This window comes from Micromonospora sp. D75, assembly GCF_018070405.1.
GTDB lineage: Bacteria > Actinomycetota > Actinomycetes > Mycobacteriales > Micromonosporaceae > Micromonospora > Micromonospora chalcea.
Genome location: NZ_JAGPXV010000084.1, coordinates 1 through 13,967, shown reverse-complemented (window position 1 = coordinate 13,967; position 13,967 = coordinate 1). Strand labels below are relative to the sequence as shown.

The window sequence follows — 13,967 nt, the reverse complement described above, 5'->3', positions numbered from 1 at the left end:
GCGAAAAGGGTGGGATCAGTAGGGGTTGGGGTGGCCGGGGAGGTGGCCTCGGGTCAGGGCTGCGGGGCGGCCGGGAAGGGTCGGGTCCGGGGACAGCGCCGGGGAATCCGTGCCGGCTCTCGTGGCCATGCCGGTGAACAGGTCCTTCAGGGCGGTCACCGAGTCGATCGCCGGGGCCCAGCCGAGTTCGGTCTCGGCACGGTGGCTGGACATCAGCGGCACGTTCAGCGCCAGGTCGACCCAGCCGGTGTCGACCGGTTGCAGCCGCGCCCGCCAGGTCAGCGCCGCCGCCGCGCGCAGCACCGGCGTCGCCACCGGCACCGTCCAGCCGTGGAAGTGCCGGGCCACCAGCTCCGGCGTCAGCACCGGGTCGGCCGCCACGTTGAAGGCGCCGCTCGCATCCCCCAGAACCGCCCGGGCGTACGCGTCGGCCACGTCGTCGGCGTGCACCGCCTGCATCCGCAGTCGCTTGTTCGACGGCACCAGCGGAATGCGGCCGTACCGGAGAAGGCGCACCGGCGCCAGCGGGCCGAGGAAGTAGCGGCTGATCTCCGTACCGGCCTCCCGCTGGAAGATCAGCCCCGGGCGCAGTCGTACCACCCGGAGCTTCGGGTGCTCCCGCTGCACGCCGTCGAGCAGCGCCTCCACCTCCGCCTTGTCCCGGCTGTACGACGACGTCTCCACCCCGGTCGCCGGCCAGTTCTCGCTGACCGGATGGTTCTTCGGGCCGGGCGCGTAGGTGCCGACCGATGAGGCGTACACCAGGGCCGGAACGCCGACCCGGACGGCGGCCTCGATCACCGCGCGGCTGCCGCCGACGTTGGTCCGGTAGAGCGTGCGGCGGTCGTGGCTGGGCTGGATCTGCCAGGCCAGATGCACCACCGCCCGCACCCCGGCGAAGATCCGCACGAGCTGGTCGGCCGCGCCGGGCGCGCCGATGTCGCAGGAATGCCACTCCACGTCGGCGTACGGCTCACCGGCGTCCGGTCCGGGCAGCCGGCGCGCGACGCCCACCAGTTCCGCTCCCGTCTCCCGCCGCAGCCGGCGCAGCACGGCCGTCCCCACGTTGCCGGTCGCTCCCACGATCACGATGCGCATGTCCGGTGCGGTACCCGCTGAACCGGGCAGCAACCGCTCACGGACGAGGGTTCATGCGCACCCAGCCCTTCTCCCGATCGCGGCGACCCGACGTGGCGGCCAGGCAGCGCGGACAGACCCAGCCCTCCGGGTCGGCCTCGGTGAATACGTCGGTGCCGGAGTGGTCGAACGGCACGTGCGGGAAGCGGCGCAGGCGGGTACGGCTCAACGGCAGCCCGCACAGCGTCTGGTTCTGACCCGGCAGCCAGGCGTGCACCTCACCGCCAGGCCGGCGTACGCCGTCGGGGCCCGGAACCTCGCGGGAGGCCGCGACGGCGGCGGTGCTGGTCACTCGCATGGTTGCCCCGGTTCCCCAGGCGGGGAGGTTCACGCCTCGCGCCTGGCGCGTCGCCTGGTTCGGGTCTGAAGATCGACAGGCGGTGGAAGCCGCGAGCTTCGGACGGGTGGGTTCCGGTAACCTGAGCGGGCGGGCCGCTAGCTCAATGGCAGAGCTGTGGACTTTTAATCCATAGGTTCAGGGTTCGAGTCCCTGGCGGCCCACTCCGTTCCAGCTCAGCGACCCTTTGCGGGGTCGCTGTTTCTGTGATCCGGGCCCGTACAGCAGTAGCGCCTCACTGGTCCAGCGCGCTGCCCAGCCGCTTGAGGGCGTCGCGGGTGGCCGCCGACGAGACCACCGCGTAGATCTCCATGGTGATGGCGAACTGCGCGTGGCGGAGGACCTGCATCGAACCCCGGACGTCCAGGTCGGCTAGGAGTGAGGGCAGGTTCTGCTGGCGTCCGGACGTTAATCCGCCAAACCTCGGCCGCGTAGCAGCGGTGGTTCGCCGACGCTGAACCTGTCTCACTTGCACCTCTGCGACAAATGGAGCACCAAGAGGGCACGCAGCCCGGTATGTCAGTTGGAAAGTGGTGGGCCAGCAGCGGGATATCAGTCCGTCAGCTCGGAAGTCTCCCTTGCGATCGCAGCCAGGTAACCATCTCTTCACACTGAGTCTTCAAAGACGGGTCTCGAAGAACCAGGTCTGTTGTCGCACGGATGGCTGGACGGAGTCCTCCGAACTCCTCTGCCAACTCAAAGATCCAGTCGTGCAGATCTCGCCCATCGAGGCGCTCAAGACACAACCTTAAACCTTCGCTTCCACCTGGCAGCGGACAGTCCCAATCAGCAAACTCGCCTGAACGCCACCGACTGATGGTGTCCCGCAATATGACTTCGGGTGCGGAATCGCCGACCAGGTAGCCAATCTTTCCTGCAGATGCATGCCCGCCCCTAGGGCGTTGGTCGCCGTCAAGAACTCCGAGAATGCGAACCTGGTCAGCGGGACTACTGGAAACCTCGCCCACAATCCGCTTCACACCTGATTGACCGCTTGCCACGGCTCTCAGGTCAAGGTAGCGGAGTGCGTCACGATCCAGCGCCCACAGGATTGCATGCAAGAACTCGGCTGCGACCTGGTCCTCAACTAGAACCACTGCAGCGGTGCGAGCTCGAACGCCAAGGTGATTAGCCACTTCTGACGGTGCGAGCCCACAGCGGATGGACGGGGAAGGCAACGATGACACTAGTACAACATGCTCGGCGGGAAGCTTTTGAAAGAAGCCCGGGGAGTGGCTAGAAACTACTAGACAGAGGTCGCGCTCGACTGCGATCGAGACGATCGCATCCACCAGCCTGTCTTGAGAGAACGCGGCGAGATGGCTTTCTGGCTCCTCCAGCAGGACAACGGCCCCGGGCGGCAGTTCTTGCAACCGCCATAAAAGGTAAGCTGCAACGAGTTCACCGCGTCCCATCTGCTGCGATGTGTAACGCTTGCCCATTGACGCGACTTCAAAGTACGGCAACGGATTGTCGTCCGCACTGAAGGCCGTAACCTCATAAACGAGGAACTCGGAATACTCTCTGCGAAGAATGTATGCAAGCGCTTGGAGTTGACTGCCGTCAAACGAGGCTGGATCAACCCCCTCAAGCAGGTCGGAAGACCGCGGATCCGATCTGAAATGCCTTAACACTTCTTCGGTCTCCGCTGCAGGATCAATGAAAAAGACGGAGAATGGTAGCACCGAGGTACTGTTTTGCGATGCGACGTCAAGCTCTGCCTCGAAGGGAACGTCAGCGTATGTTCCCGCAATCTTCAGTTGACCTAGCCACGCAGGCGCGCCCGGAATCGTTGACCCTTCCTCGGGCTCCAAGCCGGTCAGGCACCTCCAAATGGCACCAAGTAGGGTCGACTTGCCTGCGCCGTTCCCGCCGGACACGACGCTGATCCCCGGCGAAAATAAGAGCGTCTGGGCTAGACCCTCTGTGGTGACGAAATTTCCGACAGTGAGGCGGGTTGTGTAATTGCGTCTTGTAAGGCTTGCGATTTGATGCTGCCGTTGTATGAACCTCAGAACCATCCCGAGTCACCCCAGCGCGCCGCGACGCTAAACGATGCCAGTTCTCGGTCGGCGTCATCGCCTGATCGATCAACAATGCCCCAGGCGTTTTGGACTGGCGCAAGAAATGGCCGCATGCGAACAAGTTCGGGGTCGGCGCGGTAGAGCATCATCCAAGCGGTCAGATCGCGTAACACTACGGACGAGACATCAGCCACTCGGGCTGTAGCCCGGTCGTGGAAGACAGCGAGGGGAACATTGTAGACACTCCGACCATGCAACCGCATCCCCCGCCAGCTTTCGACCTGTTCGATTGTCCGAGACAGCGCTGGACCCAGTTCGAAGAGCAGGCCCTCCTTCAGGAGTTTCGCGGCGAGACAGAGCCAGGTGTGAACGGTGGCCTTGTTCCATTTCAGCCGACTTTCGGTACGGTTTAAAAGATCGAGGTGCAGGAAGTAGTCAAGCGCCTGAGCAGCGAGGCCCATTATCGGCTCGGAGAACGGCTCCTTTGCCCTATACCGGGTCGTGATCCTCAGCGCCGTCACTTTTTCAGTGAGGCGGCCCTGTTCTAGAGTGAGCAGGAATCGGGCGAGCAAATCATCATACGCCATGCGCGCATTCGAGAACCCTAGGCGCTGCGCCGTCATACCTCTCGTTCCGGCCCACTCCACCAGTTCTTTCACCTGGTTCCTAGCGGCTCCCACGAAGGCGTTCCGCTTCTCCGCCTCGGTCAGGGTCATTGGTTGGTTCAAGCGGAAGAAGAGTTCGTGAGGCTCTTCCGGCGTGTAATCGTGAAGCTCGAAGACCCGAATAGCAAAGGACTCAAATTCATCCTGCACACCCACAGGGAGTTGCGCGAACCGCAGACCGTCCAGATGCGCAAAATCCGGGACCATGGGTTCGATAAAGCCATCTACCGTGAACACTCCTTGCATGAAGTCTCGGATGGCGGTCAGGCGCTGCTGCCCGTCTAGGACGTCGAATTTGCCCTCGCCCTTGGCGACCAAATGTATGGGCGGCACATGCCAGCGGCGAAGGATAGTATCGATGAGCCTCTGCTTCTTGGCGGTGCTCCAGACCTCGCCGCGCTGGAAGTCGGGCTGCAAATCGATTGTCTTCCGTTCGATGCGCCGAAAGATCGTTGCGATGTCGGGATCACTTGTCTGGAATCTCAAGGTCCGCAGTCCACCTATCCGTATACGAGCCGGAGGAAGCCCTGCGGACATCCTTGATCAGGGCGGGCCTGGTGTCTAGACGTAGCGGGGCAGTTGCTAGCTGGTGATTAACTCACGGCCTATGGCTGCGCTTCGGTCTGCATACCACTGCGGGGGACCGGCTTGGTTCGCCGGGCGATAGGCTGCGACAACAACCGCTGACAGCAACGAACACAGATGACGGGACGCGGACGAGCGCTGGCAGGCACAGTGGTCGGAGCATACGGCCGCCTCCAGGCAGGCAAGTCAAGGCGCAGAGTTCGTGTGGGCGGAAGCAGGAGGCAGCGCGAGCTTTGAGAGACGGGCCGGAGCCGAACGTCAGCAGCCGACGTCCGGCACCTGCTCGCCGACGCGGACTGCCACCAGTCGGCGGCGGCCGACTGAGTGATTCGGGTTTCCCTGCGACTTCAGCCCAGGCGCCAGCGGAACGGCTGTCGACAGCAACGCGACCGGATGGCGGCACACCGAGGCTCCCGCAAGTAGATCTCACTCCGCCCCGATTATGACTAGGAAATCAGGATACGAGCAGGTCCGCCAGCACAAGGAAGGCCGCCACAGAAACGAGCAGCCCGGGTTGCCCGCATCCAGCGCCTTGTCTGACTCCAGCAGTACAGCAACCATCCCAGCTGAACCGAACAAGATGCCCGTCTACAGGCCGGATGACTTGGAACAACACCTGATCCAAGCCGCTCGCCGGGAGTCCATAGGTTCGGGGCTCGAAGTCCCTGGCGGGCCCACTACATCCTGCCTGTCCGGGTCCGTCGGGCCCAGCCGAGTCGCGGGCGCCGCGGGCCGCGGCCCGGCACCGCTGGTCGGATACTGGCCGTGTGACGGAGGAACTGGCTAGCAGGTCGACGCGCTGGACGATTCACAGCGAGCGGGTAGTGGACGGCAGCCGGCGCTCCCGGTTGAGCATCGCCGACGTGGAGTTGCCGGACGGGGTGCGCTTCGAGCAGTACGTGATCCGGGCGCCCAGGTCGGCCATGGTTGCCGTGCTCGACGGCCAAGAGCGCCTGTTGCTGATGCGGCGGCACCGGTTCGTGTTCGACAGGTGGGTGTGGGAGCTGCCTGGCGGCTACGTCGATGAGGGCGAGGATCCGGCGACCTGCGCGATCCGCGAGGTCGAGGAGGAAACCGGCTGGCGCCCGGGCGCCGTGGAGCCCTTGGTGTCGTTTCAGCCTTGGGTGGCGACCGCAGACGCGGAGAACTTGCTGTTCCTTGCCCGGAATGCGGAGTCCACCGGCGCTCCGGTGGACGTCAACGAGACCGAGCGGGTGGCCTGGGTTCCGCTGGAGGAGACGCGGCAACTCGTGTCCGAGGGGGAGATCGTTGGTGCCGGCACGGTGATCGCCGTGTTGGAGCTGATGGCGCGCCAGGCGCGGGGTGAGCTGTAGTCAGCGCCGCTGGCCGAGCGCCGCATCGACCCGAGTGATGAACTGCCGTACTGCCGGCTTGCGGCGGTGGGGTGCCAGACCGGTCTGCAGATCGCGCAGGTAGCGGACGGCACGAGCCGACCGTAGTTGGGTGGTCAAGGTCAGGGCTTCCGCGCCGACGGCACTCGCACGTTCCGGCTCGCCGTGGCGAGCGTGGACGCTGGCCAGCAGGGCGAGGTTGAAGGCTTTGCCGCGTACGTAGCGCTCGTCCATCTTGAGTGAGCGAGCGGCGAAGCGCTCGGCTCCTCGGTCTTGACCGAGCGCGTGGAAGCAGTGGCCGAACTTGGCCGACAGGTACGCCTCGTCGAAGTAGCCGAGCCACTGAGGATCGCTGCTGCGGTCCGCTCGGTCGAGGGTTCGCTCCGCTTGGTGAAGCGCGGTCGCACAGTCGCGTTCGTGAAGGGCGACAGCGTGGGCATGCGCTTCCATGACCAGCGCTTCGGCAGTCAGCGCGGTGAGGCCGGCGCGTTGTGCTGTCTGCCGGGCGGCGCGGGCGAGGTCGACCCCGGTGGCGGCGTGCCCGAGGTAGGTGGCTTGATGGCTCATCGCGGCGAGGATCTCGGCACCAAGGCCGGCGTCGGCGGCCGTTCGGGCGAGGTCCAGGGCATGCGTGAGGTATCGCTGGGCGAGGCCGTGTTCGGCCATGTCGTACGCCTGCCACCCGGCGAGCTGCGTCAGTTCGGCAGCAGCGGCGAGCAGTCTGCGGCCGGTCGCCGGGTCGTACCGGCCCTCGGTCACCAGGGGCGCCACCTCGTGGTGCAGGAAGCGGGTGACGTTGTCGCGGGCATGCCCGCCGCCGTACTGGTTGTCGAGTCGCCGATAAGTGGCGGTCATCTGCCGGATCGTGTCGATGTCGGGTTGACCGACTGTTCGGCGGCCCTCTTGCTCGACGGGCTGCGCCGCGGTGGCGGTGAACCAGCGTAGGGCGGGCAGGGTGTACGCGGTGGAGCTGAACACTGTCTGGCGAAGCAGTTCTCGACGGTTCACATCGCCTTCCCATAGCTGCGCGGCGGCCTGGACGTCCTCGCGCCAGGACCGGTTGGCCGGCACGTCACTGTGCCGACCGAGGGAGTGATCCGCCATGGCCGGGCGATATGACCGCAGGCAGGGCGCGAGGCCCAGCGTCATTCGAGCTTCGTCGGGCATGCCGCAGCCGTCGGCGATCCGCTCCAGCACGTCGATCGAGGTCACCCGTCGGCCGGCGATGATCCGGCTGATGTAGCCCTGCTCCAGGCCGACAGCCGCGCCGATGCGAGTTTGGCTCGCGCCGGTGTGCCGAGCGAGCAGCCGGAACACGGCACCGATGTCGCGGGCCGCCAGAGCCTTGTGCATGTCCTCGCGCGACCAGAGGTCGTCGGGTATCCGGAGATTTTCCAGCAGCACAACGGCTCCCAGCGTCGTCAGACGACTACCCATGGTGGTCAGTCAGGAGCCTACGGTCGGTGTACGGGCAGGGTCGAGTCCGCTCATGTCACCGTGACATGACCAGTCGACATGGTCACCGCACCCCACTCGGCGGGACCGTCTCCGGCATGGACTTCGACGTCGACGACCCGCCGGGCGGGATGTTCGTCTACGGCTCTGAGCCGCCGGTCAGGCTCGCCTTCCCGACCCGGCACGACAGGACGGGCTCGTGACTATCCGGGGTCGCCTGTGTCCGTTGGTGCGATGGCTGTTCCGGCAACCCGATCCGGCATCACCGCCCGGAACAGGGCAGCGGTACCAGGACGCCGAGCGCGCGGCAGCGCGACAGCGCTTACTCGACCTGGCAGCGCAGCTAGGGCGACCGGAAGGCAACCGTGAGCCGGCGCAGGACGCGGCAGAGCAGCGATGAGCCGAAGGGCGGCCCGGGCGACTCCGAGCAGACGACACGTCTCGTACGAGGACTACCTGGTCGCGACGGCACTCACTCTCGCCCGTAGGCACCGCCCTGTCTGGTGCTGGCGGAAGTGGCGACGGATCTGCCGCTGCGGAGCGGATCTGCCCTGCCGCGCCCGGCACCGAATCCCTATCAATCGTGGCCACTGGCCGGGAGAGGACGCGTCGTGAAGGACGACCTGGAGCAGGCGATCCTGGCTGTGCATGTCCGTGGGTTCGACGGCATGTGCACCGGTTGCCGCGCCTGGTGGTCGCGGCTGTCGCCGTACCCCTGCTGGCAGGTGGAATGGGCGACCAGCCGGCAGGCACGGACGATCACCGCCCGTTTCCTCGAGGGTGTGCGGTGACCACCCACGGCCCGGTCATGCCGGTCTGGAGCTGCGGAGGTTGCGATCTGCCCTGGCCCTGCCCGACACGGAAACGCGAGCTGCGCGCGGAGTATGACCGCGCTCCCGTGTCACTGGCCCTCTACCTCGGCGCCTACCTGGTCCAAGCCACTGAGGACATGCCGTGGACGCCAGCCGGGGTGTTGCACCGCCGCTTTCTCGGCTGGACCAGGCAGGCCGACTAGGTCCGGCCGACGGAGGGTGAGTTCTCGCCCGTGACGGACTTCGAGTTCCCCGTCGGCAACGCGCCCTATGTCGTCACCGCTCAGTATCCCGACGGCACCTGGTCGGGCGGTGCCGGTGTTCCCGGCACTACGACCGCGTACGCGCCGGCCCCTCCGGTGTCGGAGATCGGGACGCCAGAGGGGTCGGCCAGAGCCGGCACTGCCTGTCGATCGACGCCCCCACGCTAACGCTCGTTAGGTCTATGGTCAGCGACCATGATGAATACGAATCGCAATCTGGGGCTGGGGCACGGCAGCGCATTCGGCGAGCGCGGGGTGGCGAAGAGGCTCGGCACATTGGGCCGGCACACATCGCTGACCGGCCGGCGATTACTGGAGATCGGCTGCGGGGACGGCACGTACACGATGCGGCTGGTCGACGCGTTCGCGCAGATCGAGGCCGTCGACATCCAACAGGACCGGCTGAAACTGTTCCGGGAGCGGCTGGCCGGCGATCCGGCGGCGGCCCGGAAGATCAACGTACGGGAGTTGTCCGCCACCGAGCTGGACTACCCGGACGGCAGCTTCGACCTGGTCACCGCCATCGAGGTGGTGGAGCACATCGACGACCTGGATGCCGCCCTGCGGCAGGTCCACCGCGTGCTCGTGCCCGGCGGCCGGTTCGCGCTGACGACGCCCAACCGGTGGTTCCCGTTCGAGACGCACGGCTTCCTGATCCGGGGCCGGCGGTACCGGCCGGCGCGGGGCCCGTTCCTGCCGTGGATCGTGCCGCTGCACCGTCGGCTCGCCGACGCCCGTTCCTTCACCGCCCGTGGCTTGTCCGCGCAGCTGCGGCGGGCCGGGCTGGAGCCGGTAGCGGTGGACTACATCATGCCGCCGTTCGACAGGTCCCGCTTCGGGCGTCGCATCCGGCCGGTGACCGACGCGATCGAACGCTCGCCGTTGAAGTTCTTCGGCATGGCCCTGGCGGTTGTCGCCCGCCGCCCGGCATGACGGTCCCAGCACGGGAAGCGGCCCAGGTTTAGCAGCTTGCCGGATGGCTATGAGGGGAATCGATCCGCAGACCGACGATCGAGGAGAGAGCCGATGGCCAGCGGTGCGATCCCGTCCGACGATCCGACCCGTACCCTCGTCCATGCCCGGCCCGACGACCCCGGCCTGGCGCACCTCGCCATCGCGGGCGGCACCTACACGATCCTGGTCACCGGTGAGCAGACGGCCGGCCGGTACTGCCTGATCGACATGCGGGTTCCGCCGGGTGGTGGGCCGCCTCCGCACCGGCACGACTTCGAGGAGATGTTCACGGTGCTCGACGGGGCGGTGGAGTTCACGTTCCGGGGCGAGCAGACCGTCGCGCGGGCCGGGGAGACGGTGAACATTCCGGCGAACGCGCCGCATTTCTTCCGCAACTCCTTCGACCAGCCGGCGCGGCTGCTGTGCATGTGCACGCCGGCCGGGCAGGACGAGTATTTCCTGCGCGTCGGCGACCGGGTGGACGGCCCCACTTCGCCGCCGCCGGCTCTCACCGAGGAGGAGCAGGCCGAGCGCCGGAACCGGGCCGCCGCGCTGGCCGCCGACTACCGCACGGAGTTGCTGATCGGCTGACACCGGCAGCACGCGAGCACCACGAAAGCGGCTCACCGCCGTGGCCGAGACCACGACGGTGAGCCGTTTTCCGTACGCGAAGGTCAGCTCGTCGCGACGAGCTGGAACCGCTGGTTGGCCTGGCCGTTGCAGTCGTAGATCTGCACCTGCTGGCCGTTGCCGGTGCCCCAGACGTCGAGGCAGCGGCCGGACTGGACTCCGGTGATGGTGCCGTTGGAGTTGACGTTCCACTGCTGGTTCGTCTGGCCGTTGCAGCTGTAGATCTGGACCGCCGAGCCGTTGCCGGAGCCGGCGGCGTCCAGGCACATCGAGCCGTACACGGTCAGTTGCCGGCTGGAGGTGTAGGTCCACCGCTGGTTGGTCTGGCCGTGGCAGTCGTAGAGCTGCACCCGGGTGCCGTTGCTCTGCGAGGAGTTCGGCACGTCGATGCACCGGCCGGACTGGTTGCCGACGATCCGGCTCGCGCCGCCGGTCGGGGGCGGCGTGGTCGGCCCGCCGGTCGGCCCGGCGGTCGGGGACACGGTCGGCGACACGGTCGCGGTCGGCGTGGGGTTGGGCGACGCGGAGTTGAGAACGTTGAGGACCGAGTTGTACGCGGCCTTCTTGTTGCCTCCGCCGTCGAACAGCAGCGGGCTCTCGTTGGAACGCCACGAGTCGCTGTCCCGCACGCCCCACACCGTGATGCCGATGCAGCGCGGCACGTTGATGCACGCCTGCGTCAGACCGGCGTACTGGCTGGTCGAGGAGTTGGTGACGTCGACCTCGGTCAGCGCCACGTCCACACCCAGCGCGGCGAAGTTCTGCAGCGTGGTCTGGAAGTTGCCGGGCAGCGAGCTGCCGCCGGTGAAGTGGGTCTGCAGACCGACGCAGTCGATCGGGACACCCCGGGACTTGAAGTCCCGGATCATGTTGTAGACACCCTGCGTCTTGCCGTACGACCAGTTCTCGATGTTGTAGTCGTTGTAGCACAGCTTGGTCGACGGGTCGGCCGCGCGAGCGGTGCGGAACGCCACCTCGATCCAGTCGTTGCCGGTGCCCTGGAGGTTGGAGCTGCGGCGGCTGCCGTCCTCGTTGAACGCCTCGTTCACCACGTCCCACGCGGCCAGCTTGCCCTTGTAGTGGGCCATCACGCCGTTGATGTGGTCGATCATCGCCTGACGCAGGTTGCTGCCGTTCAGGCTCTGCATCCAGCCCGGCTGCTGCGCGTGCCACGCGAGGGTGTGGCCGCGGACCTGGAGACCGCGCTGGGTGGCCCAGTTGTAGATCTGGTCGCCGGAGGAGAAGTTGAACTGGCCCCGGTTGGGCTGGAGCGCTTCCGGCTTCATCTCGTTCTCGGCGGTGATCATGTTGAACTCACGCGCCGCGATCGTGCTGTACGTCGAGTCGCCCAGTCGGTTCGCCGCGATGGCGGTGCCGAAGTAGCGGCCCGACTGTGCTGCGGCGGCACCGAGCGTGCTCGCCGCCGCCTGGGCAATGGTGGGCACCACGAGCGCGGCGCCGGCGAGAGCCAGCGCGCTGCTGACGGCGGCCAGCACCACGCGGTGGCTGCGCCTCGGTAGATGTTTCATGACACTCCTCTGCATATCGGACGATGATGCGCTGGCGATGCCCGGCTTGACGCGGGTGGGAGCCGGCGGTGCGCCCACCCCCGCGTCACTGCCCTGAAACTTTTCGAAGATGTACCGGTAACTTCCCTGGGAAGATATCCGCGACGGCACGATCGGTCAATGTCGATGTCGACGCGAACATGGACTCAACCGGCTGATCAGCGCGGGAGTCCATGGATGACCGTGCGAGCGAAGGGCGCCGAGAAGCGCGAGCACGACCGAAAGTTTCGGAGATCCGGTCAGTGACCGGCGGCGTCGTACCGCTCGCGGTTGGCGTGCACCTCGTCCATGTGCGCCTCGGCCCACAGCTTCATGCCGTACATCAGCTGGTGCAGCGACTGACCGAGGTCGGTCAGCTCATAGGTGACAGTCACCGGCACGCTCGGCGTCACGGTGCGGGTGACAAGGCCGTCGCGTTCCAGTGAGCGCAACGTCTGGGTGAGCATCTTCTGGCTGACCCCGGCCAGCCGCCGCGACAGCTCGGAGTAGCGCATGACCCGCGGCTCCGCGTTGCGGTCGGGCCCGTCGCGGCCGAGCGCGGCCAGGATCAGCGCCACCCACTTGTCGGAGATCCGGTCCAGGAGTTGCCGGCTCGGGCAGCCGGCGAGGAACGCGTCGTACTCCTCCCGCGCCTGCGCCCGCTTCTCCGCCGCCGTCTGCGTCGGCATCGTCCGCGCCTCCTACCCGGGGGTACCCAACGCACTCCGAAGTGCGTACTTCCCGATGGAAAGTTACCCCTCCATCGTGGAGCAGGGCATCCCTCACGACCAAGGAGACAGAACCATGGGTACGCGTACCTTCCGCGCCGCAGTCGTCCGCACCCCGGGCGGACCCGAGGCCATCGAGATCATCGACGTTCCGCAGCGCGAGCCGGGGCCCGGCGAGGTCCGGGTGGACGTCGCGGCGGCACCGGTCAACCCGGCCGACCTCGGCGTCGTCAGCGGCTTCTTCCACTCGCTGGGGCTCATCCACCAGCCGCACCACACCGGCCTGGGCTGGGACTTCGCCGGTGTCGTCGCCGCGGCCGGGCCGGGCGTCGACCTCGCCGTCGGCACCCCTGTCGCCGGGCTGGTCGGCGGGTTCGACCGCGACTTCGGCACGTACGCCGAGCAACTCGTCGTGCCCGCCGCCGACCTGGCCGTCGTACCCGATGATCTGGACCTGGTGGCGGCGGCGACAGTGCCGCTCAACGGCCTGACCGCGGCGCAGATCGTCGACCTGCTCGGTGACCCGCCCGCCGGCGGCCGGCTGCTGGTCACCGGCGCGGCCGGCGCGGTCGGCGGCTACGTCGTGCCGCTCGCCCGGGACCGGGGATGGCGGGTGACCGGCCTCGCGCGGGCCGGGGACGAGAAGTTCGTCCGCGGGCTCGGCGCCGACTTCACCACCGCCGCCGAGCCGGGCTGGGACGCGGTCGCCGACGCCGCGGCGCTCCAGGACCGAGGGCTCGCGCTGGTGGGCGACGGCGGCGTGTTCGTCGGGGTACGGCCGAACGCCCACCCGGCCGCCGAACGCGGTGTCACGGTGCGCGCGGTCGAGGTGCACGCCGACGGGGTACGTCTGGCCGACCTGCTCGCCCGCACCGCCGCCGGTGAGCTGCCGGCGCGGGTGCACGCGGTGGTGCCGCTGGACCGGGTGGCGGACGCCCACCGGGCGGCGGCCGAGGGCGGGGTACGCGGACGCTACGTGCTGCGTCCCTGACCGCCGCGAGCGCGGTCCAGCACCTCCTCGACGGTGAGCGGACTGCGCGGGTGGTGGGTCAGTGAGAGCGGGGTCCGGATCTTGCGGGGCGCCGCGCCCTCGGCGGCGAGGTAGAACTCGCCGACGGTCAGGCGGGAGATGTCCGGCACGTCGCCGCCCTTGGCCCGAGCCATCTCGCGGGCCGTCTCGATCTGAATCGGGCTGTTCATCAGGCCGTACAGCTGGGTCGCCGCGTTGCCCGGGATGCGGTTGTGCAGGCTCTTCGGCGCCTGGGTGGCGAAGATCAGCCCGAGCCCGTACTTGCGGGCCTGGGCGGCGAGCGCCAGCGTGCTCTGGGTGCACGCGGTCATCGCGCCGGTCGGGGCGAACGTCTGAGCCTCGTCCATGATGAGCAGCCCGAGCAGCGGCCGGTCCCCAGCCGGGTTATTCTTGATCCAGGCGAACAGCGCCATCTGGAGCTGGTTGACGAAGCTCTGCCGTACATCGT

General features: G+C 67.5%; 13 protein-coding genes, 1 tRNA gene and 2 pseudogenes. 7 read left to right on the top strand and 9 right to left on the bottom strand.

The window, feature by feature from the left end; all coding sequences use genetic code 11:
* Positions 1-15: 15 nt before the first annotated feature.
* Together KBX39_RS08050 and KBX39_RS08045 are read right to left on the bottom strand one after the other, a co-directional pair.
* Positions 16-1,098: an NAD-dependent epimerase/dehydratase family protein gene (locus tag KBX39_RS08050; RefSeq protein ID WP_210869832.1), complete on the bottom strand. Its 1,083-nt coding sequence runs from the start codon at positions 1,096-1,098 to the stop codon at positions 16-18.
* Positions 1,099-1,135: 37 nt separating this feature from the next.
* Positions 1,136-1,435, bottom strand: a complete 300-nt coding sequence (locus KBX39_RS08045; RefSeq protein WP_210869830.1) for a hypothetical protein — start codon at positions 1,433-1,435, stop codon at positions 1,136-1,138.
* Positions 1,436-1,566: 131 nt separating this feature from the next.
* Here KBX39_RS08045 and KBX39_RS08040 point away from each other — a divergent pair.
* Positions 1,567-1,638, top strand: a tRNA-Lys gene (locus KBX39_RS08040).
* Between the two features lie 71 nt (positions 1,639-1,709).
* On the opposite strand, the pseudogene KBX39_RS33770 reads toward KBX39_RS08040, so the two are convergent.
* The 3 genes and pseudogenes from KBX39_RS33770 to KBX39_RS08030 all read right to left on the bottom strand — a co-directional run.
* A pseudogene (locus tag KBX39_RS33770) lies at positions 1,710-1,856 on the bottom strand (site-specific integrase); the annotation flags it as partial.
* Positions 1,857-2,034: 178 nt separating this feature from the next.
* The gene (locus KBX39_RS08035; protein ID WP_210869828.1) at positions 2,035-3,495 is read right to left on the bottom strand and encodes an AAA family ATPase; all 1,461 of its coding nucleotides are present in this window, start codon (positions 3,493-3,495) and stop codon (positions 2,035-2,037) included.
* A complete protein-coding gene (locus KBX39_RS08030) occupies positions 3,486-4,649 on the bottom strand; it encodes a DUF262 domain-containing protein (RefSeq protein ID WP_210869826.1) in 1,164 nt (387 codons plus the stop codon). Before KBX39_RS08030 ends, KBX39_RS08035 begins: the two co-directional genes overlap by 10 nt.
* Before the next feature lie 866 nt (positions 4,650-5,515).
* On the opposite strand from KBX39_RS08030, the gene KBX39_RS08025 reads away from it, so the two are divergent.
* Positions 5,516-6,082 (top strand): NUDIX hydrolase, encoded by a 567-nt coding sequence (locus tag KBX39_RS08025; RefSeq protein WP_210869824.1) that lies wholly within the window; start codon positions 5,516-5,518, stop codon positions 6,080-6,082.
* Here the strand turns inward: KBX39_RS08025 and KBX39_RS08020 are convergent, their stop codons facing one another.
* Positions 6,083-7,504, bottom strand: coding sequence for a helix-turn-helix domain-containing protein (locus tag KBX39_RS08020; protein WP_210869834.1), 1,422 nt, complete (start codon positions 7,502-7,504; stop codon positions 6,083-6,085).
* A 551-nt stretch (positions 7,505-8,055) separates the two neighbouring features.
* Here KBX39_RS08020 and KBX39_RS34005 point away from each other — a divergent pair.
* From KBX39_RS34005 to KBX39_RS08005, 4 genes and pseudogenes are all read left to right on the top strand, one after another.
* Positions 8,056-8,346, top strand: a pseudogene (locus KBX39_RS34005) (hypothetical protein); the annotation flags it as partial.
* Positions 8,343-8,570 carry a hypothetical protein gene (locus KBX39_RS33200; RefSeq protein WP_043327471.1) on the top strand — a complete coding sequence of 76 codons (228 nt, stop codon included), beginning with the start codon at positions 8,343-8,345 and terminating at the stop codon, positions 8,568-8,570. The pseudogene KBX39_RS34005 and the gene KBX39_RS33200, both read left to right, overlap by 4 nt.
* Before the next feature lie 255 nt (positions 8,571-8,825).
* On the top strand, positions 8,826-9,563 hold the full coding sequence (locus KBX39_RS08010) for a class I SAM-dependent methyltransferase (RefSeq protein WP_187692983.1): 738 nt from the start codon (positions 8,826-8,828) through the stop codon (positions 9,561-9,563).
* A 93-nt stretch (positions 9,564-9,656) separates the two neighbouring features.
* The gene (locus tag KBX39_RS08005) at positions 9,657-10,175 is read left to right on the top strand and encodes a cupin domain-containing protein (protein WP_043327473.1); all 519 of its coding nucleotides are present in this window, start codon (positions 9,657-9,659) and stop codon (positions 10,173-10,175) included.
* A gap of 83 nt (positions 10,176-10,258) precedes the next feature.
* On the opposite strand, the gene KBX39_RS08000 is transcribed toward KBX39_RS08005, so the two are convergent.
* Both KBX39_RS08000 and KBX39_RS07995 read right to left on the bottom strand, forming a co-directional pair.
* Positions 10,259-11,743: an endo-1,4-beta-xylanase gene (locus KBX39_RS08000; protein ID WP_210869822.1), complete on the bottom strand. Its 1,485-nt coding sequence runs from the start codon at positions 11,741-11,743 to the stop codon at positions 10,259-10,261.
* Between the two features lie 278 nt (positions 11,744-12,021).
* Positions 12,022-12,450, bottom strand: coding sequence for a helix-turn-helix domain-containing protein (locus KBX39_RS07995; RefSeq protein WP_043327477.1), 429 nt, complete (start codon positions 12,448-12,450; stop codon positions 12,022-12,024).
* Positions 12,451-12,565: 115 nt separating this feature from the next.
* On the opposite strand from KBX39_RS07995, the gene KBX39_RS07990 reads away from it, so the two are divergent.
* The gene (locus KBX39_RS07990) at positions 12,566-13,480 is read left to right on the top strand and encodes an NADP-dependent oxidoreductase (RefSeq protein ID WP_210869820.1); all 915 of its coding nucleotides are present in this window, start codon (positions 12,566-12,568) and stop codon (positions 13,478-13,480) included.
* Here KBX39_RS07990 and KBX39_RS07985 read toward each other — a convergent pair.
* Positions 13,462-13,967: ATP-binding protein (locus tag KBX39_RS07985; RefSeq protein ID WP_210869819.1), on the bottom strand; the 506-nt coding region annotated here is incomplete at its 5' end. The genes KBX39_RS07990 and KBX39_RS07985 overlap by 19 nt on opposite strands.

Bases quoted from the DNA above. Each gene is read 5' to 3' on its own strand.
- KBX39_RS08005 (WP_043327473.1), top strand. From the start codon at position 9,657: ATGGCCAGCGGTGCGATCCCGTCCGACGATCCGACCCGTACCCTCGTC.
- KBX39_RS08050 (WP_210869832.1), bottom strand. From the start codon at position 1,098: ATGCGCATCGTGATCGTGGGAGCGACCGGCAACGTGGGGACGGCCGTG.
- KBX39_RS08035 (WP_210869828.1), bottom strand. From the start codon at position 3,495: ATGGTTCTGAGGTTCATACAACGGCAGCATCAAATCGCAAGCCTTACA.
- KBX39_RS07990 (WP_210869820.1), top strand. From the start codon at position 12,566: ATGGGTACGCGTACCTTCCGCGCCGCAGTCGTCCGCACCCCGGGCGGA.
- KBX39_RS08000 (WP_210869822.1), bottom strand. From the start codon at position 11,743: ATGAAACATCTACCGAGGCGCAGCCACCGCGTGGTGCTGGCCGCCGTC.
- KBX39_RS07995 (WP_043327477.1), bottom strand. From the start codon at position 12,450: ATGCCGACGCAGACGGCGGCGGAGAAGCGGGCGCAGGCGCGGGAGGAG.
- KBX39_RS08010 (WP_187692983.1), top strand. From the start codon at position 8,826: ATGATGAATACGAATCGCAATCTGGGGCTGGGGCACGGCAGCGCATTC.
- KBX39_RS08045 (WP_210869830.1), bottom strand. From the start codon at position 1,435: ATGCGAGTGACCAGCACCGCCGCCGTCGCGGCCTCCCGCGAGGTTCCG.